The sequence below is a fragment of the Rhizorhabdus sp. GW822-FHT03C02 genome, assembly GCF_058801765.1.
The window spans coordinates 1028673-1048132 of record NZ_JBXANN010000001.1 but is presented as its reverse complement, the minus strand read 5'-3'; the positions used below and the strand labels follow the sequence as shown (position 1 = coordinate 1048132).

Annotated in this window: 12 protein-coding genes; 4 read left to right on the top strand and 8 right to left on the bottom strand. The window is 66.8% G+C overall.

Annotated elements, in window-relative coordinates; all coding sequences use genetic code 11:
• Window positions 1-126: 126 nt before the first annotated feature.
• The 3 genes from AC1RM6_RS04890 to AC1RM6_RS04880 all read right to left on the bottom strand — a co-directional run bounded on the left by AC1RM6_RS04890 (window position 127) and on the right by AC1RM6_RS04880 (window position 9527).
• The gene (locus tag AC1RM6_RS04890) at window positions 127-3195 is read right to left on the bottom strand and encodes a glycosyl hydrolase family 28-related protein (protein WP_493098631.1); all 3069 of its coding nucleotides are present in this window, start codon (window positions 3193-3195) and stop codon (window positions 127-129) included.
• 227 nt (window positions 3196-3422) lie between these two features.
• A complete protein-coding gene (locus AC1RM6_RS04885; protein ID WP_493098629.1) occupies window positions 3423-6392 on the bottom strand; it encodes a TonB-dependent receptor plug domain-containing protein in 2970 nt (989 codons plus the stop codon).
• 126 nt (window positions 6393-6518) lie between these two features.
• Window positions 6519-9527, bottom strand: coding sequence for a glycosyl hydrolase family 28-related protein (locus AC1RM6_RS04880; protein WP_493098627.1), 3009 nt, complete (start codon window positions 9525-9527; stop codon window positions 6519-6521).
• A 166-nt stretch (window positions 9528-9693) separates the two neighbouring features.
• Between AC1RM6_RS04880 and AC1RM6_RS04875 the strand changes: the two genes are divergently transcribed.
• Window positions 9694-10257, top strand: coding sequence for a gluconokinase (locus tag AC1RM6_RS04875; RefSeq protein ID WP_493098625.1), 564 nt, complete (start codon window positions 9694-9696; stop codon window positions 10255-10257).
• A gap of 143 nt (window positions 10258-10400) precedes the next feature.
• Here the strand turns inward: AC1RM6_RS04875 and AC1RM6_RS04870 are convergent, their stop codons facing one another.
• Complete coding sequence (locus AC1RM6_RS04870; protein WP_493098623.1) at window positions 10401-11078, bottom strand: FadR/GntR family transcriptional regulator; 678 nt, start codon at window positions 11076-11078, stop codon at window positions 10401-10403.
• A gap of 53 nt (window positions 11079-11131) precedes the next feature.
• Entirely contained in the window at window positions 11132-12478 is a 1347-nt protein-coding gene (locus AC1RM6_RS04865) for a GntP family permease (protein WP_493098621.1), read from the bottom strand.
• A gap of 365 nt (window positions 12479-12843) precedes the next feature.
• On the opposite strand from AC1RM6_RS04865, the gene AC1RM6_RS04860 reads away from it, so the two are divergent.
• The gene (locus tag AC1RM6_RS04860; RefSeq protein WP_493099542.1) at window positions 12844-13065 is read left to right on the top strand and encodes a helix-turn-helix domain-containing protein; all 222 of its coding nucleotides are present in this window, start codon (window positions 12844-12846) and stop codon (window positions 13063-13065) included.
• 306 nt (window positions 13066-13371) lie between these two features.
• Complete coding sequence (locus AC1RM6_RS04855; RefSeq protein WP_493098619.1) at window positions 13372-14187, top strand: SDR family NAD(P)-dependent oxidoreductase; 816 nt, start codon at window positions 13372-13374, stop codon at window positions 14185-14187.
• A 150-nt stretch (window positions 14188-14337) separates the two neighbouring features.
• Here AC1RM6_RS04855 and AC1RM6_RS04850 read toward each other — a convergent pair whose 3' ends face one another.
• Together AC1RM6_RS04850 and AC1RM6_RS04845 are read right to left on the bottom strand one after the other, a co-directional pair.
• Window positions 14338-15258 carry a TIGR03619 family F420-dependent LLM class oxidoreductase gene (locus AC1RM6_RS04850; RefSeq protein WP_493098617.1) on the bottom strand — a complete coding sequence of 307 codons (921 nt, stop codon included), beginning with the start codon at window positions 15256-15258 and terminating at the stop codon, window positions 14338-14340.
• Window positions 15259-15347: 89 nt separating this feature from the next.
• Window positions 15348-17696 carry a GH92 family glycosyl hydrolase gene (locus AC1RM6_RS04845; RefSeq protein ID WP_493098615.1) on the bottom strand — a complete coding sequence of 783 codons (2349 nt, stop codon included), beginning with the start codon at window positions 17694-17696 and terminating at the stop codon, window positions 15348-15350.
• 149 nt (window positions 17697-17845) lie between these two features.
• On the opposite strand from AC1RM6_RS04845, the gene AC1RM6_RS04840 reads away from it, so the two are divergent.
• Window positions 17846-18673, top strand: coding sequence for a Type 1 glutamine amidotransferase-like domain-containing protein (locus tag AC1RM6_RS04840; RefSeq protein ID WP_493098613.1), 828 nt, complete (start codon window positions 17846-17848; stop codon window positions 18671-18673).
• Here AC1RM6_RS04840 and thiD read toward each other — a convergent pair.
• Window positions 18658-19443, bottom strand: a complete 786-nt coding sequence (gene thiD / locus AC1RM6_RS04835) for a bifunctional hydroxymethylpyrimidine kinase/phosphomethylpyrimidine kinase (RefSeq protein WP_493098612.1) — start codon at window positions 19441-19443, stop codon at window positions 18658-18660. The genes AC1RM6_RS04840 and thiD overlap by 16 nt on opposite strands.
• Between the last annotated feature and the right edge of the window lie 17 nt (window positions 19444-19460).

Genomic DNA, 19460 nt, shown 5'->3' with positions numbered 1-19460 from the left:
CCAACCCCATGTTTCCGGTCCCTTATTCGCCGGATCGCCGGGCAGGTCAAATCACGCGGCCGAACCACCTCCCCCCATCCGGAACGATAGCCGCGCGGGTGGGCGTCCCGGCGCTGGCGGCCCTGCTTACGGTTTACGCCATGCGTAGAGCGCGTGGTGCGCAAGGATGAACAATATGTCCTTGTCCGGCCCGCCGAACAGCAGCTGGAGCGGGCGTTCGGGCACGTCGATCCGGCCGATCTCCTGGCCGTCCCTAGCGTAGACGAAGACCTGGCCATTGGCGACATAGACCCGGCCCTGGCCATCGGTCGCGACCCCTTCGCCGCCGCGGTCGGCGAAGCGCCGCAGGTCGGTGACCGCCCCGCCCGGCCCGACCAGCCCGCTATAGGTGCGGTTCTCCGACGCGTTGGTCAGGAAGACCCGCTCGCCCGGCCTGCCCTGGACGAAGCCATAGCTGTCGAGCGAGTCCGAGAAACGCAGGCCCCGGGCATCGGACGGCCCCTGCTGGAACACCCGATAGGCCGGCAGCGCGATGCTGCCGTCGGGCGAGACATATTCCTGCGGCTTGGGCAGCGCCATCTCGCGCACGAACATCTCGGCCAGGGTGGTGAACCGATAGGTGTCGGGGTCGATCTGGTCCCTGAACTCGCCGTTGATCCACAGATTGACCGGCAGCACGGCGGCGGCGTCGGCATGCGCGGCCACCGGGGTCGGCGGGATGACGGTCAGTTCGGTGTCGGGCGCACCGGGCTTGAAACTATAGACGGTGCCGTTGCGGCCGTCGGACGACAGCACCATCACATTCCCCGACCGGTCGATCGTCAGGTTGACCGGATCGACCGGCGCGTCGCGGACGATCTCGAGCTTGCGGTCCTCCGACCAGCGCCAGATCCGCTGGAAGCGGCGATCAACGAAATAGACCCCACCCTTGGCGTCGACCGCGCCGCCGCCGATCGAATGGAAACCGTCGGCGAGCTTTTCGACCTTCCCGCCCCCGAAACTTGTGGCCGGCACCGGCGCCGGCCGGGTGGGCACGTCGAGCACCGCGAACTCGCGCTCGCGCACCTCCAGCCCATGGGTGACGTCGACGATCGCATTCTCATAGGGGAATTTGGTCAGGCGCAGAAAGGTCGCGCAGCCATGTTCGTCGCAGGTGCCGACGCCGCTTTCGCCGTTCACATGGAGGTTCCGGAACCGGATATCCTGCGAATTATAGAGCGTTACCGCCGCCGGCGCCGCCTTGCGCGTCCGGGTGACCCGATAACCATGGAAATTCGCCACCAGGATGTTGCGCGAATTGCGGATCTCGAGCGCGACCGCGTCGCCGCTTTCGCCGGCCTCGCCCTCGGTCTGCGGCGCCAGCAATTCCCAGTTGGCGACGCGGTTGAGGCCGATCTCGGTGCGGACATGATGCTCGACCGACGCCTGGATGATCCGCCCCGGCGTTTCGGTGTCGGAGATCAGGATGCCGGGATGCGCGAAGCTGCTCGGGCTCCAGATATTGGCGAAGGTCCCGCCGCCGCCACGGGTGACCCACAGGCTGGCGTTCTGCCCGTCCCAGCGTCTGGCCGTATCGGGATCGGCCGACTGGTTGTTGTTGTAGGGGCTGATGCGGGTGCCGTCATAGGCGTTGGTGCCATGCCCGCCCTGGAACTTGACGTCGTTCGCCATCGATCCGGCCCCCGCCATCCACAGCAGGGCCGTCGCCCGCGGGTTGACGCCATTGGTGTTGAGGCCGATCCCGGCGACGATCGCATCCCCGCCCTGCGCGGTCTCGACCAGCGCCTTGGGCGCGCCGACGCCCTGGAAGCCGGGGCTATGATCGGGCAGCACGATCTGGGTCAGGCTGGGGTGCAGGCCGATCAGCACCGTGTCGGGCCGCAGCCGCAGCGTATCGCCGACAATGTAGAAGCCCGTCGGCAGATAGACCACGCGGTGCGTGTCGATCGCCTTCTGGATCGCGGCGGTATCGTCGGTGCGGTTGTCGCCCTTGGCGCCCATCGTCCGGACATTGACCCAGTCCGACACCGGCGGCAGCGCCCGGATCGCGGGCCTGTCCGGCACCGGCAGCCGGGCGATCCGCTCGGCCTGCATCTGCGTCCTGTACTCGCCCATCTTGCCCGGGCCTGGCAGGGTCAGGCCATAGCTGAACGACGCGACCTTGTACGCGCTCCCCTTCCCCGCGCCCTTCCCCGCCCCCTTCCCCGCCACCGTCCTGCCGCTGTCGCGGAAGCGCGCGAACACCGGCATGTTGGCGGCGACGACATTCTGGAAGCCGATCTGAGTATAGACATTGTCCTCGTTCGAAATGATCACCCCGGCTTTCGCGATATTCTCGAACCGGACATCCTGTCCCCACAGCCAGTCGCCATAGCCGCGGTCGATCTCGATCCCGACCGGGGTGTCGCGGATGCCGACATTGACCAGCGTCAGACCGGCCTCATGTTCGCGGATCGCGGCGTCGCGCTGGCCCTCGAAGGTCGAATCGACCAGCGCGAACGGCCAGGCCGGCGAGGTCTTCTCGGCGAGGATGCCGTAGCGGCCACCGCGGAAATGCAGATCCTCGGCCTCGTTGGCGACATGGTAGAGCCCGGCCAGGCCCGAGCCGATGTCGAAATCGGCATGGCTGACGAAGCTGTGCTGCGCGGCATGGAACCGGATCGCGGTCGCGGCGGGATTGCCGTCCATGATCCGGAAATCGATATTGGCCAGCGCCGAATAGAAGGTGCCCGGATTGGCGTCGGCGACGTCGGGATTGAACGGCACGCTGCCCGGCGGCGGAAAGGCGATCGGCTGCGCCTCCTTGGGATCGCGCTCGCGCCGGCCGCCGGCGAAGATCAGCATATGGGCGACGCCGCGCTGGAAGCCGGGCGTGTTCGCGCCGAGCAGGAACAGCGGCCTTTTGTCGCCGATGCCGAAGATGCGCACCCCCGGCCACAGGAAGATGGTGCGGCCGATCCGGTAGGTGCCCTGCGGCACGAACACGATCCCGCCGCCGCCCTTTTCGGCGGCGACGTCGATCGCCTTCTGGATCGCAGCGCTGTCGTCGGCGCGGCCGTCGTGCTTGCCCTTCACGACCACCGCCGCCGGATCGTCGGGCGCGACCGCATAGACCGATGGCGATGCCGACGCTGCCTGCGCCGTCGCCAGCGCCGACAGGACGAACAACACTCCGCCACCAAGGCCGCGATACATGGCGTATCTCCTGAAAAACAGATGTCCCGGCCAGACCGGCCGGGACAAGTTGGGGACTATGGATCGCTCAGTTTCTACAAGGTCCAGGACCGATCGACATTCGGCTCGGGCTGTGACGAAAATGGTGTTTTTCGAGAACCGGCGCGCAGGGTACTTTAATGTACCTGAGCACCGGAAGCGCAGAAAAGCGCCGTTTGCAGGCCAGTCCGAGTGAATGTCGATCGGTCCTAGAAGCTGACGCGGACGCCGGCGCGATAGGTCCGGCCGAGCGTGTCGTAGAGCGCCGGATTGATGTCGAGGCCGGTATTGGTCTGCGGCATCGGCTCCGGATCATGGTCGAACATATTGTCGACCTTGAAATAGGCCTTGATGCTGCTGGTGATGTTGTAGGAGCCGCCGAGATCGACATAGAAGGCGCCCTTCATCCGGTTGCGGTCGATCGTCGGGCGGTTGACGGTCGAGGCCGGGCAGCTTCCCGCCTGGCACTCGATATATTGATGGCCGATCACCCCGTCGCTGAACCAGCGCTCCTGCACGGTGATGCTGAACCTGTCGGCTTCGTAGGTCTGGATCGCCAGCCATTTCCAGTCGGGGGTCGCCCCGGCATTCGATCCGGCGGTATCGACCGGGATCGTGCCCGGCAGGCCGGTGTCGGTGACGAACTTGCGGACATGGGTGGCAAGCGCGCGCACCGTGAACGAGCCGTCGAGCCCCAGCGGCTGCTGCCACTGATAGCTCGCCTCGATGTCGAAACCGTTGCTCTTGATCGACGCCAGGTTGAACGCCTGGACGTTGACGAAATTCGGGCCGTTGGTGTTGCGCAGGTTGAAGGCACCGCAGGTCGATGTGTTGCCTTGGAAGCAGAGATTGACGATCTGCGCCGCGGTCAGGCTGGCGATCACCCCCTTGAGCTTGATGTCGTAATAATCCAACGACAGGCTCAGCCCCGGCAGCCAGGCCGGCCGGGCGAGCACGATCCCCAATTCGGTGTTGCGCGCGATCTCGGGCTTCAGCGCGCTGTTGCCGATCGAATTCTGGATGATCAGCACCTGGGTGTTGGTGAAGGGATCGGTGAAGTTCGGCACCGTCGTCGTCGTCGGCGCGGCGAACAGTTCGGACAGGTTGGGCGCGCGCACGTCGCGCGAGGTCACCGCGCGCAACCGCACCGCGTCGATCGGCGTGTCCCAGGTGCCGCCGACCTTCCACGACCAGACCGTGCCCGAGGTGCTGTAATGGGTGACGCGCGCCGCGGCATTCAGATTGGCGCGGCCGAGGCTTTCGGAATCGAGCAGCGGGACATCGGCCTCGAGAAAGCCCTCGGCGACGTCATATTTGCCGCGGCCATTCTTGTAGTTGCCGGCATACCAGTTGTTGCCGTCCGCCAGCAGCACGGGATCGGCGGGGTAGTCGGCCGAATTGGGGCTGGTCGCCGACACGCCCGCGCCATAGGGATCGGCGTTCACCCGGTAATATTCGCGGCGATATTCGCCGCCGAACGCGACCGAGACCGGCCCCGCCCACGACGCGAACGGGCTCCCCGACAGGTTGAGGCTGGCGACGTCCTGGGTCTGCCGCGTGTGCTGGAACGGCCCGTTCTCCGGGGTGATATAGGCGAGCGCCGCCGACGACGGGGTAACGTTACCAAAAATGTTGATCGGCTGGCATCCCGCGGCGCGCGCGGCGGCATCGCTGCAGACGATCGCGCCGTTGAGCACCACCGCGTTGACCGCCTGGTTGTAGCGGCGGTTGAGCATGATGTTCTCGACATGGATGTCGGTGATGTTGATGCCATGCTCGTAAAAGGCATCATAGTTCCAGTTGGTGCCGGCCAGCCCGAACTGGCCCTTCGCGCCGCCGACGAAGCGATATTGGCGGCGGTCGGTATAGACCTTGATGTTGGGCAGGATCGCGTTGCTCAGGCCATAGCGGAAGCTGGTGATCCCCGCGGTCGCGCACAACGCCCGCACCGATGCCGGCAGATAGGGATTGGAACATTGGATGGTGATGTCGGTCCGCGCCGCGCCGGGGTTGGGCTGGTTGTGGGTCTTGACCTGCGCGACGTTGACGGTGGTGTAGAATTCATTGTTGTCGGCGAATTCATAGGCCAGCCGCGTATAGCCGTTGATCCGCTGCAGCGCCGACTGCAGCGAGGTCCCCGAACCGACATGGCCCGACATGTCGCCGCCGACGCAGAAGCCGACGAAACAGCCGGTGACATTGCCGTTGGCGTCCTTGGCGGGCACCCCGCCCGATCCATAGTTGAAATTGACCGGCTGGCCGCTCGCGTCGAAGGCGATGCCCTGCAGCGGCCCGGCATTGATCAGCCCATATTTGGCATATTGATAGGGCTGGCCGAGATCGCGGTAGAGATATTGCGGCGAGGTGCTGTTGAGCACGCCGGTGTTGACCAGGGTGGTGGCGCGGTACCAGTCGCGGCTGCCCGCCAGGTCGGTGTTGAAATTGCCGGCGCCGACGCCGTCCTCATGATCATATTCGCCGCTGATCACGACATGGAAGCGGCCGAACGCCTTGCCATAGGCGGCCTGGACCAGCCCCTGCTGATTGTCGTTGTAGCGGGTGATGCCGCCCTGGATATTGCCCTTGAAGCCTTCGAACTTGGTGTCGGTGATGAAGTTGACGACGCCGCCGACCGCATCCGATCCATAGGAGGCCGATGCGCCGCCGGTGACGACGTCGACCCGCTTGACCAGAAGCTGCGGGAACAGGCTGATGTCGGGCACGCCGGTGACGTTGGCGCCGACCACGCGCTGGCCGTCGAGCAGCGTCAGCGTACGGATCGTGCCGAGCCCGCGCAGCGAGAAGGAACTGAGCCCCTGCTGCCCGCTGGAGGTGCTGAAGGTGCCGGTGGTGGCGCCGGTCGATCCCTGCAGCGACGGCAATTGGGCGATGGTGTTGAAGATGTTGGGCTGGGCATTGTTGGCGATCTGGGTGTCGCCGATCACCGTGGTCGGGGTCGGCGCGTTGAAGCCGCTGGTGGTGATGCGCGATCCGGTGACGATGATCTCGGCATCCTGGCGTGCGGCGGCATCGTCGGTGCCGGCCGGGTCGGCCGGAGCCTTGGCGGCGTCGGGTGCCGCCACGGCCTGCGCCTGGGCGGCGTCCGCCAGGCAGAAAGCGGCCAGTGCCGCCAGGCTTGCGGTGCCCCACAACCGCCGGATAGCGATATTCACCTTCATCGATCCTTCCCCCCATTGTCTTCGCTGGCCTTCGTCAGCGCTGTCGCGCGCATGATCGACGGCATGTTCGAAACCTATCGCGCCGCCCGCCCCGACGCACTTACGACCTAAGTCGTAAGCCTGTTCTCACGGCCGCGCGGCGTAGAGCGCGTGGTGCGTCAGGATGAACAGCGTCCGCCGGTCGGGCCCGCCGAACAGGATCTGCAAGGGCCGGTCGGGCACGTCGATCCGGCCCGTTTCACGGCCGTCGGGCGCATAGACGAAGACCTGCCCGTTCGCGACATAGACCCGTCCCTCGCCATCGACTGCGACGCTCTCGCCGCCGCGGTCGGCAAAGCGGCGCAGGTCGGTAAGGGTGCCGCCGGCGCCGACCCGGCCGCTATAGGTGATGTTCTCGGACCCGTTGGTGACGAACAGCCGCTCGCCCTGCTTCGCACCGACCAGGCCATTGGCGTTGAGGCTGTCGGACCAGCGCCACCCGACATGATCGGCTGGTCCCTGCTGGTAGACCCGGAACGCCGGCAGCGAGAGGCTGCCGTCGGGCGAGCGATATTCGCCGGGCTTGGGCGTGCCCGCCTCCGCCGCGAACAGCTCGGCGAGCGTCGCGAATTGATAGGTCCCGGGGTCGAGCTGATCGCGAAACTCGCCATTGACCCACCAGTTGACCGGCAGCAGCGTCCGCGCCCCGGGCGCCCCGCCAGCCGGGGTCGGCGCGATTACCGTCAGCCGGTCCTTGGGGCCATCGGGGTCGATCGAATAGACCGCCCCCTTCGCACCGAGCGAGGACAGCACCATCAGATGGCCCGATCCGTCGATCGCCAGGTTGACCGGATCGAGCGCATGGTCGCGGACGATCTCGAGCCCCCTCGCCGCGGTCCAGCGGTGGATGCGCTGGAAATGCCGGTCGATGAAATAGAGCGCGCCTTTCGCGTCGACCGCGGCGCCCGAGATCGACCAGAAGCCTTCTTCGAGCTTGTCGACCTTGACGGTGGTGGACGATGCCATAGCGTCGGCGGTCGTCGCGCCGATGTCGAGGCTGGCGAACTCGCGCTCGCGCACGACCTTTTTTGCCGTCATGTCCTCGATCGCATTGTCGAACGGATATTTGCCCGCGCGCAGGAAGGTGCCGCAGCCTTCGTCGTCGCAGGTCGCGAAACCGCTCTCGGCGTTCACATGGACGTTGCGGAAACGGATATCCCCCGAATTGAACAGTCTGGCGGCGCTGCGCGCGGGATGATAGCTGCGCGTCACCCGATAGGCATGATAGTTGGCGAACAGCAGGTTGTGCGAATTGCGAATCTCGAGCGAGATCGCGTCCGGGCCGTCGCCGACCTCCTGCTCGGTCTGCGGCGCCAGGAATTCCCAGTTGCGGACATTGTCGAGCACGATCTCGTTGCGGGCATGATGTTCGACCGACATCTCGTAGACATGGCCCGGCGTATCGGTGTCGGTGACATGGAATCCGGCCTGCGCGAACGTGTTCGGGCTCCAGACATTGGCGAAGGTGCCGCCACCATTGTCGGTGACCCAGATGCTCGGATATTGCGCGTCCCACCGGCCGTCGGCGACCGGATCGCCGCTGTGCGCCGCCGCCGCGCCGAGCGTCCGGCCGTCGGCGGTCGGGGTGCCGCCGCCGCCCATGATCTTGACGTCCTCGACCAGGCTGTTCGCGCCCGAACGCCACAGCAGCGCCGATGCGCGCGGGTTCACCCGGCCGGTGAACAGGCCGAGACCCGAGACGATATTGTCGCCGCCGCGCGGGCTCTCGACGATCGGCAGCACCGTCCCCACCCCGGCATGGCCCGGATCGTCGTCGGGGACGAACAACTGGGTGATCGCCGGATGCAGGCCGATCAGCACCGTGTCCGGCCGCAGCCTGAGGGTGCCGCCGACCTTGTAGAAACCGATCGGGAAATAAAGGATGCGGTGGCTGTCGATCGCCCGCTGGATCGCGGCGGTGTCGTCGGTCTGGGCGTCGCCGGCGACGCCCAGCCGCCGCACATTGGTCCACTCCGCCATCGCCGGCAGGTCGCGGATCGCCGGCGATGGCGCGGGCGGTGCCGATGCCAGCGCCTCGACCGCGGCATCGGTGCGCGATCGGCCCATCTCCCCGAGCGCCGGAACCGCTAGGCCATGGCTGAACGACGCGACCCGATAGGCATTGCCCTTGCCGGCCACCGTCCGGCCGCTGTCGCGGAAGCGGGCGAACACCGGGGTCCGCGTGGCGACGGCATTGTCGAAGCCGATCTGGGTGAAGACGCTGGTCTCGTTCGATATCAGCACCGCGGCGCGGCGGACATTGTCGAACCGGACATTCTTGCCCCACAGCGAATCGCTGTAGCCGCGGTCGATCTCGATCCCGACCGGCACGTCGCGCATCGCGACATTGACCAGGGTCAGGTCGACCTCATGCTCGCGGATCGCCGCGTCGCGCTGCCCGTCGAAGCTCGAATCGAGCAGGGTGAACTGCCAGGCGGGCGAGGTCTTTTCGCTGACGATGCCGTAGCGGCCGCCATGGAAATGGACATTCTCCAAGACGTTGCCGGCCTGGTAGACCCCGGCGAATGCCGATCCCAGGCGGAACTCCATATGGCTGAGGAAGCCGTGCTGGGCGAGGCGGAAGCGGACCCCGGCGGCGGCGGGGTTGCCCGCGCCGATCTCGATGTCGACATTGCTCATCGCCGAATAGAAGGTGCCCGAATTGGCGTCGCGGACGATCCTGTCGCGAGGCACCACCGTCGGCACCGGCACCGGCACCTTCCCGACATCATATTGGTCGCCGCCGGCGAAGACGATCATCGTCGAGACCCCGACCTGGAAACCGGGCGTATGCGGCGCCAGCAGGATGACCGGGCGGGTCGCCCCGGCGCCGAAAATCCGGACACCCGCCGGCACCACCAGCGTGCGGGTGATCCGGTATCGCCCCGACGGCAGGAAGACGAGGCCATGGCCGGTCTTGTCGCGCGCCTTGTCCAAGGCCTGCTGGATCGCGTCGCTGTCGTCGGCACGGCCGTCCCCGCGTGCCTTGACGATCACCGCATGGGGTTCGTCGGGTATCGCCGGAAACACCGACACCCCGGCAGCGCCCGCATGCCCCGGTATCACCAGCGCCGCCGTCGCCAGCAGGCCCGCCATCACACCATATCCGACCGTTATCATGCCTGCCCCGACCCGCTGCTACGCCGTCTGCCGGGGATAAATCGCGGCCTCGCGCTTGGCACTTGCGACCAAGGTCGTAGTTTTCAGCCGATCCGGTCCGCCCTTATAGCGGCGACATGCCGGTGCCGAAGGCGCCGCCCAGATGCGGGAACCAGCTTTGCCAGTCTCTTCTGCTTCCCGCCCGCTCGTCCTCTTCGTGATGGGAGTCAGCGGCTGCGGCAAATCGACGGTCGGGCGGCTGCTCGCCGGGCGGCTGGGCTGCCCCTTCCTCGAAGGCGACGATTATCATTCCGACGCCGCGGTCGCGAAGATGAAGGGCGGCGATCCGCTGACCGACGCGGATCGCTGGCCCTGGCTCGACCGCCTCGGCCACGCAGCCGCATCGGCGGCGCAATCGCACGGCATGGCGATCGCGGCCTGCTCGGCGCTGCGGCGATCCTATCGCGACCGGCTCCGCGCGATCGTCGCCCCCCCTGCCCATTTCCTGTTCCTCGACAGCCGGCGCGACGAGCTGCTCGCGCGGCTGACCCATCGCACCGGCCATTATATGCCGGCCAGCCTGCTCGACAGCCAGCTGGCCACGCTCGAACCGCCGGCGCCGGAAGAATCCGCACTGACGCTGTGCGCGACCGCCTCGCCCGCCGCGTTGTGCGACAGCGCCTTGGGCTGGATCGAGGCCATGGCAGCCGACGCGCCCAGAGCCTGAGCCCATAGACCGCTGCCTTCTTCGTCATCCCGGGCTTGACCCGGGATCTCCTTGCCTTCGCGCGCGGAAGAAGAAGGGAGATCCCGGATCAAGTCCGGGATGACGGCTATGTCAGCGACCAGTTACGCTGACCCGAACCCCGGTCACGGCATCAGCCGCCGCCGCCCCTCCCACAGATGCCAGCGCATCGCCAGCGCCGCACCGTCGGCATCGCCGGCCCGGATCGCATCGACGATCACCTCATGCTCACGCAGCATCGTCGCGATCACCTCGGGCGGGCGCGAGCGCGAGATGTCGACGCCCGCGCGCATCACCCGCTCGACATCGTGCCACAGCGAATCGAACGCGGCGATGAACGCCGGGTTGCCGGTCGCCTCGGCGATGCGGCGGTGAAGCTCCATATCCTCGGCATGGGCGGGCGCGTTCGACATCAGCGCCTCGGTCAGCAATTGCAGCCCCTCTTCGATATGCGCCATTTCCGCCGCCGACCGGCGCGCGGCCGCGAGCCGCGCCGCCTCGGCCTCGAGGACGAAGCGCACCTCATAGCTGCCGAGCGTCGCGGGCAGTTCGGCGATCGGCATGAACGCCACCAGCCGTTCTGATGGGCGGCTCTTGACGAACGAACCGGCGCCGCGCCGCGCCTCGGTGATCCCGTCCGACGCCAGCCGCACCAGCGCTTCGCGGACGATCGCGCGCGACACCCCGAACATCTCGGCAAGGCCGGCCTCCGACGGCAGCCGGTCGCCGACGTCGAGCTCCTCGGATTTGATGATCTCGACGATGCCCGAATAGGCACGGTCGGAAAGCCGGATCTGGCTCATGGCGAAACCTGCCTGTCGCTCGAAACTGTCACGAACATTCTACCCGCGGTCGGTCACAGGACACTGCTCGCGGCGAGCACCAACAGCAAGCCCACCACCGCGACCACCGTCTCCATGATCGACCATGTCCGGAAGGTGCCCGGCATGTCGGTGCCGAGATAGCTTTTGACCAGCCAGAAACCGGGATCGTTGACGTGCGAGAAGAACAGCGATCCGGCGCCGATCGCCAGCACCATCCACTCGGGCGACACCCCCGATGTCGCGACCAGCCCGCTCATCACCCCGGCCGCGGTGATCGTCGCGACCGTCGCCGATCCCGTCGCCAGCCGGATGCACACCGACACGCCCCAGCCGAGCAGCAGCGGCGAGATCGTCCCGCCCGACGCCAGCCGCACCAGCATGTCCGACAGGCCGGCGGTGACGAGCACCTGCTTGAGCGCGCCGCCCGCGCCGATCGCCAGCAGGATCGCCCCCGCCGGCGCCATCGCCTCTTTCCACACCGCATTCTGGATCGTGCGATCGGTGATCTTGCGACCGAACAGCAGCGGCAGTGCGACCAGCGTCGCGATCAGCAGCGCGACCACCGGATCGCTGATCCCGCCGAGCCAGCTCAGCCGCGACGCCAGCGAGGGCGGCAGCCAGGCGAGCGACTGACCCGCGGTGATCAGCACGACCGGCAGCAGCACCGCGATCAGCGCGCGCCACACCGCCGGCGTCGCGACCTCGAGCCGGATCGGATCAAGCAGCGGCGGGCTGAGCTTGACGCCCGGCGCGGTGAAGCGCGCGAGCAGCGGGCCCGCGACGATCGCGGTGGGGATGCCGACGATCAGGCCATAGAGCAGCGTTCGCCCGAGGCTCGCGCCGAGCGCGTCGACCGCGAGCAGCGGCCCCGGATGCGGCGGCACCAGTGCATGGACCACCGACAGCCCGGCCAGCGCGGGCAGCATCAGCCGCAGCTTGGCCTCGTCCTCGTTGCCGCCCCGCGGCAGCGCCGCGGCGGCGGCCGCGACGATCGGCAGCAGCAGCACCAGCCCGGTTTCGAAGAACAGCGGCAGCCCGATCACCAGCGAGGTCGCCAGACTCGCCCAGGGCGCGCCCCTGACCCCCGACAGCCGCAGCGCGGCCCGTGCCAGTCCGCCGGCGCCGTCCGACAGCTGCAGCATCGCCCCCAGCCCCAGCCCGAGCGCGACGACCAGGCCGGTGCCGCCGAGGATCGTGCCGACCCCCTTCTCGACCGCTTTCGCGGTGTCCGCCATCGGCAGCCCGCTGAGCAGGCCGACCGTGAAGGCGCCGCAGAGCAACCCGACGAACGGATGCAGCCGGCCGCGGATGATCAGCGCGATCGAGAGCGCGATGCCGGCGATCGCCGAGAAGACGAGCCGGTAATCCTCGGGAGTCATCGGATCACCTACCGGCACGATATGACGCGCTGGCATGAACGGGGTTTGCGCACATTCGAACGCGCCACTTCTGCCATCGTCTCCCCTTCCGCTGCTTCGATCCTCTGGGCGCTTGGCCGGAACCTGTTAGACAACTTATCGATGAAATAGCCAATGAGAAGCATGAATCGGCGATATAGACGAAATTTTCCTTGAATCTGTCTGACTACTTCTCTTATCGTCCGTGCAAGAATAGTCTGCCAGGCGGGCCGATCGGCCTTCAACATATCCGCGCAAAGCGGATCGGAGACGGGAGAGGAAGGATGCAGGTCGCTTTTGATCTGAACGGGGTTTCCGACCATCGCGGCACCGAAGGTGCCGGCCCTATGTCTGCGGCACGTCATCTGACACCCACCCAGCTCAAGGTGCTGCGCTGCGTGCATTCAGGGCTGCTCAACAAGCAGATCGCCTTCGAACTCGGCATGGCCGAGGCGACGGTCAAGGTCCACATGACCGCGCTGATGCGCAAGCTCAACGTCCGCAACCGCACCCAGGCGGCGATCGCGGCGGGCAATCTCGGTTCGGACCTTCCCGAACTGGCGGCATGATCGGCTGATCCCGCGAAGCTTCGTTTTGGCCTGCAGAAATAGCGTAAATACCTGATCTTTTATCCGTTCGTGTCGAGCGTGCCGAAGGCACGCATCGGTGGTGGAGCGTGTCTCGACTACGCTCGACACGAACGGGGGCTTCCCTGCCTCGGCTATAACAAGCCGATCAGCGACGCCGCCGCGATGTTTGCGGCGATAGCTCCTCTCGCCCGATTTTAAGCTTGCTTAGCTTTACCAGCATCGCGCACCCAAGTCCCCGTTCGACAGGAACGATGACCGCAGCGACGGTCCGACGAGGAGGGAATGATGGACCTGGGACTGGCCGGCAAGGTCGTGATCGTCACTGGCGCGACCGCCAATATCGGCCGCGCGATCGCGCTCGACTTCGCCGCCGAGGGCGCGAAGCTGATCGCGGTCGGCCGCGACGAGGAAGCCGGCGCGAAGGTCGTCGCCGAAGCGACGCGGCGCGGCGCACAGGCGGCGCGGTTCGTGCGCGCCGACCTGCTCGACCCGCAATCGCCGGCGCTGATCGTCGAGGCGGCCGAGGTGCTCGGGCCGGTCGCGGTGCTGGTCAACAATGTCGGCGGCAATGTCGCCGGCGGCCTGTTCGTCGATACCGACCCCGCGACCTGGCAGGGCGACATCGATCTCAATTTCACCGCGACCCTGCGCATGACCCATCAGGTGCTGCCCGGGATGATCGCGCAGGGCCATGGGCGGATCGTCAATATCGGTTCGACCGCCGGGCTGGTCGGCGACTATATGCTGCCGGTCTATTCGGCGATGAAGAGCGCGATCCACGGCTTCACCCGGGTGCTCGCCAAGGAGGTCGGCAAGCACGACATCACCGTCAACTGCGTTGCGCCCTATGGCACCGTCGCCCAGGACCCCGAGGCGTTCAGCAAGGGCAGCCGCTTCCACCCCGAAAACAGCTTCTTCTCGACCGCCTTCGCCGGCGCCGACCCGGCCGACATGGCCAAGCGCGCCCGCGCGCCCGGCCCGCTGCCGCGCCAGCTCGCGCGGCCCGAGGACGTCTCGGCGGCGGTGCTCTATCTCGCGTCGAACCGCGCCGGCTTCGTCACCGGCCAGGTGATGCAGGTCGATGGCGGGACCCTGCTCTGATCCCAACGGTCGAAATGCTCGACCCTCTTTTCCGTTCGTGTCGAGCGTAGTCGAGACACGCTGCGGTGGTGGAGCGTGTCTCGACTGCGCTCGACACGAACGGGCTAAAAGTTTCGACTATTTCGACTATTGGGATAAGTCAGCGCCCGGTCACAGCGTCCGGGGTTTGACCTCCTCGATCACCCATTGGGCATAATCGAGATAGGCCTCGATATCGGGCATCGGCGGGATCGGCACCCCGGTCATCGTCACCCCGAGCGACTTGAACCAGCCGATGCGGTCGACGATCTCGTCGAGGCTCATGCCCGGGCGCGCCTTGGGATCGTCGAGGATCGTATGCCCTTCGCCGATCCGCGACGTGCCCAGGCCGTACATGATCTCGAACGGCTCGCCCTTGAAGTCGGGCTGCGACTTGATGAAGTCGATCCGCGCCGGCAGGTCTTCTGGCTTGGTCAGGAAGGCGAACCAGCCGGTGCCGAACCGCGCGGCGCGCCTGAGCGCGGCGTCGGCATCGCCACCGATCCAGATCGGCAGATGCGGCTTCTGAAAAGGCTTGGGTTCGAAGGCGACGTCGCGGAACGAGACATATTTGCCTTCGAAACAGGGCGAATCCTCGGTCCACAGCGCGATGATCGCCTCGAGATATTCGTCGCTCATCCGCCCGCGCTCATGGAAAGGCACGCCGAGGATCTCGAACTCCTTCTCGAGCCAGCCGACCCCGAAGCTGGCGATGATCCGGCCGCTGCTCATCCAGTCGATCGTCGCCAGCGCCTTGGCGGTGACGATCGGGTGCTGCAGCGGCAGGATCGCGATCGACGAGTTGATCATGATCCGCTCGGTCGCGCCGGCGAAATAGCCCTGCCCCGCCGCCGCATGGAAATAATGCGGCCCGGACAGTTCGACATGCTCGTTCGGGATGATGAAATGTTCGGGGACGCTGATCATGTCATAGCCGATCCGGTCCGCGAATTTCGCCATCCGGGTCTGGACCGCGCCGGTGACGCTCGCCTCCCAGACCTGGGTGGTGGCCTTGAGCCGCAGCAGATGCGGCATCGCGAAGGCAAATTTCATCCGCTCATTCTCCCCTTATGTCCACCCGGCTTATATCCATCGGGCTTATATCCTTCGTGCGACGAAGCTGGCCGACGCGCGATACCGGCTCAATAGCCGCTCATCGAATAAGGGCGTTCGGCCTTGGCGACCGCCCAGTTCCTGTTCGGCGACGCCTGCATCGTGAAGCGCAGCTCGCCGCCCGCCATGATCTCGTCATGGCGGATGAAGCCGCGCGCCAGCGGCTTACCGTCGAGGGTGACCTTGCCGATATAGCGATTCTGCTCGGACAGCCCGTCGGCGACGATCGTGAAGCTTTTGCCGTTCGGCAGGGTGAGCGTCGCGCGGTCGAGGAACGGACGGCCGATCACATATTCGAGGCTGCCGGGGGTGACCGGGTAGAAGCCGAGCGCGGTGAACACCAGCCAGGCCGACATCTGGCCGAGATCGTCATTGCCCGACAGCCCGTCGGGGGTCGGCTTATACTGGCTGTCGACGATCTGCTTGAGCCGCTCCTGCGTCCGCCATGGCGCGCCAGCATAGTTGTAGAGATAGGCGACATGGTGGCTGGGCTCGTTGCCATGGATATATTGGCCGATCAGCCCGGATATGTCCTCCGAGCCCGAATAATCGAGCTTGCTGTTGTCGTAATCGAACATTGCATCGAGCTTGGCGACGGTCTTCCTGTCGCCGCCGAGCAGGCGGATCAGCCCGCCCTGATCCTGCGGCATGAACCAGCTATATTGCCAGGCATTGCCCTCGGTATAATCCGATCCATATTTGATCGAGACCGGATCGAACGGCGCGCGGAAACTGCCGTCGGTCAGCCGCGCGCGCAGCCAGCCGGTCTTCGGATCGAAGCTGTTGCGCCAGTTGGCGGCGCGCTTCGCGAAGCGGGCGGCGATGTCGCCGCGGCCGAGCTTCTTCGCCATCTGGGCGATCGTCCAGTCGTCATAGGCATATTCGACCGTCTTCGACGCCGCCTCGGGCTCCTTGTCGATCGGCACATAGCCGAGCGTCATATAGTCGCCCAAACCGCCATAGGGCGCATAGGTCGCGCTCGCGACCATCGCGTCGAGCGCCGCGTTCGGGTCGAAGCCGTCGATCCCCTTGAGCCAGGCGTCGGCGATCACCGGCACCGCATGATAGCCGATCATCGTCCAGGTCTCGCGCCCCTGATATTGCCAGACCGGCAGGATGCCATAGGGGCTGTCGTTGCGGCTGGCGATCAGCGAGCGGATGACGTCGTTGTTGGTCGCCTTGGGCGCGACCAGGGTCAGCAGCGGATGTTCGGCGCGGAACGTGTCCCACAGCGAGAAGGTCGATCGGAAGGTGAAGCCCTGCGCCTGGTGGACTTCATTGTCGGTCCCGCGATAGCGACCATCGGCGTCGCCGGCGACGCTCGGGGCGAGCAGGCTGTGATAGAGCGCGGTGTAGAAGCTCTTTTCGATCCCCGCCGGCGCCGCCGCGTCGACCGCACCGAGCGCGGTCTTCCACGCGGCTTCGGTCTTCGCGCGAATCGCGTCGAAATCGCCGGGCTCGCTGTCGAGATTGGCGATCGCGCCGGCCTCGTCGACCGACGACAGCGCGACCCTGACCTCGAGCGGCTTCGCCAGCGCCTTGCCGAAATCGAACCGCGCGACGAGCGCCCGGCCGAGCCGTTCGTCGACCTGATCGGTGCCGCGGCCAGGGCCCTGGAAGCCCTTATAGGGCACGTCCTTCTCGCTGTTGACGAAGGCGTGTGCGGTGAGCGGCGCCGAGAAGCGCATCGCGAAGAACAACTTGCGCGCGGGTGCCCAGCCGCGCGTCTCGCGCGATCCGGTGACCGTGCCGTCGGGCCACAGCCGGATCGACGACCACAATATCTTGCCCGGATAATTATAGAGCGAGCTGCGCAGATCGAGCAGGATATGCGCATCGGCGCCTTGGGCGAAGCCGTAGCGATGGACGCCGATCCGGGTGCCCGCGGTCAGCTCGGCGCGGACCTTTGCGTCGGCGAGGGTGACCGCATAATAGCCGGGATGCGCGACCTCGCTCGCATGATCGAAGCGCGACCGGTAACCCGATCCGGGCCTGGCCGGATCGCCGGGCTCGAGCGGCACCGCCTCGCCCGATACCGCGGTGACGAGGAAATCGCCGAGATCCGAATGGCCGGCGCCCGAAAAATGGGTGTGGCTGAACCCCTCGATCGTCGGGTCCGAATGGCGATAGCCCGCCGCCCATTTGTAGCTGTCGCGGATCTGGTGGCTGGTGTCGGTGTCGGGCGACAGCTGCACCATCCCGAACGGCGCCACCGCCCCGGGGAAGGTGTGCCCCTCGCCGCCGGTGCCGATCAGCGGATCGACCGCGTCATAGCCTGACGCCGGGGACGTGGCGGGTGCGGCGGGCACGGGTGACGCCGCGGACAGCAGCAGGGCGAGCGCGATACGGCTTGCCGATTTCATGTTCGGGAGGGTCATGGCCCGAGGCTGTCATCCCGCCCATGGACTGTCCAGACCTTCATGCGCCTGCCTGTCGCACAAACCAGGAAAAGCCCGATTTTCAGCCGTTGCCAAGCTTGGGTCGCTCGGTCACATTTGCCTGGGGTTCGGGCATGCAGGGGGCGATGATGGCAGACAAGGATATCGATATCAGCCGCAGGGCGTTCGTCGGCGGCGGCGCGATCGCCGCGGCCGCGACGCTGGCAGTTACCGCCGACGCCACCGCGCCCGCCGCCGGCCCCAAGGCGACCAGGACACCGCAGATCTTCGCGACCGGCGGCGGCTTCTTTCCCGAGGTCTGGCAGAAATCGCTATTCCCCGAATATCTGCTCGCGCTGACCCCGGCGAAGCTGCCGAAGATCTGCTGGCTCGGCCTGGCTTCGGGCGAGAGCGCGGCCAATTTCGAGACCTTCTCGCGGGGGATGGAGAAATATCCCTGCCAGGTCTTCCACTTCAATCTCTACCAGCCGGCGACGCTCGACTTCGCCGACTATCTGATGGGGATGGACATCGTCTTCGTCGGCGGCGGATCGACCAGGAACATGATCACGCTGTGGCGCGAATGGGAGTTCGACAAGGCGCTGCGCGCCGCCTGGGAAGCCGGGGTGGTGATGTCGGGCGGCAGCGCCGGGCTGATCTGCTGGTTCCAGTCGGGGCTCACCGACAGTTTCCCGCCGGTGCTGGCGCCGGTCAAGGCGACCGGCATGCTGCCGGGATCGACCAACCCCCATTACAACATCCGCCCCGACCGCAAGTCGCAATATCGCAAGTTCATCGCCGACGGCTCACTCGACAGCCCCGGCCTCGCGCTCGACCAGGATGTCGGTGTTCTCTACCGCGGCACCGAGATGGTTGAGATCGTGTCGACCCGCAAGGACGCCGGTGCCTATAAGCTGGTGCGAATTCCGACCGGCTATGAGGAAACGAAACTGCCGGTGCGTTACCTGGGAAGCTGAGCGTCGTCGGGCCAGCGCCGCCCGAGCCCATGCCCCATCGGACCATGGCCCGCGCCGAGCCCCGGTGCGGCGAGCAGCGCGGCGCGGACATAGTCGCGGGCGCGTCCGATCGCATCGGCGAGCGCCATCCCCTGCCCCAGCCCGGTCGCGATCGCGCTCGCCAGGGTGCAGCCGGTGCCATGGCTGTGGCGGGTATCGATCCGGCGCGATTCCCAGTCGATCGGCGGGCCGTCGGGCCGGATCAGCCGGTCGATCAGCACATCGCCCTCGGCATGGCCGCCCTTGACCAGCACCGCGCAGCCATGGCGTTCGGCGAGTGCGCGGGCGTCGCCGCCGAGTGCGGCCAGTTCGGGCAGGTTGGGCGTGGTCAGCGCGGCGACCGCCATCAGCCGGCCGAACGCGGCGACGGTGTCGGCATCGGCGAGCAGCGAGCCGCTGCTCGCGACCATCACCGGGTCGAAAATGATCGGGACATGCGACAGAGCCTCGAGCCGGTCGGCGACCGCGTGCGCGGCCTCCGCCGATCCGATCATCCCGATCTTGACCACATCGACGCCGATGTCGGCGACCACCGCGTCGATCTGGGCGATCAGCATCGCGACCGGCACCGGATGGACCGCGGTGACGCCGAGCGTGTTCTGCGCGGTGATCGCGGTGATCGCGGTCGTCGCGTGGCCGCCGAGCATCGTCACCGTCTTGATGTCGGCCTGGATTCCGGCGCCGCCGCCCGAGTCCGAGCCGGCGACGATCAGGATGCGGGCGGTGGCCATGACCGTGGCAGCGGGCA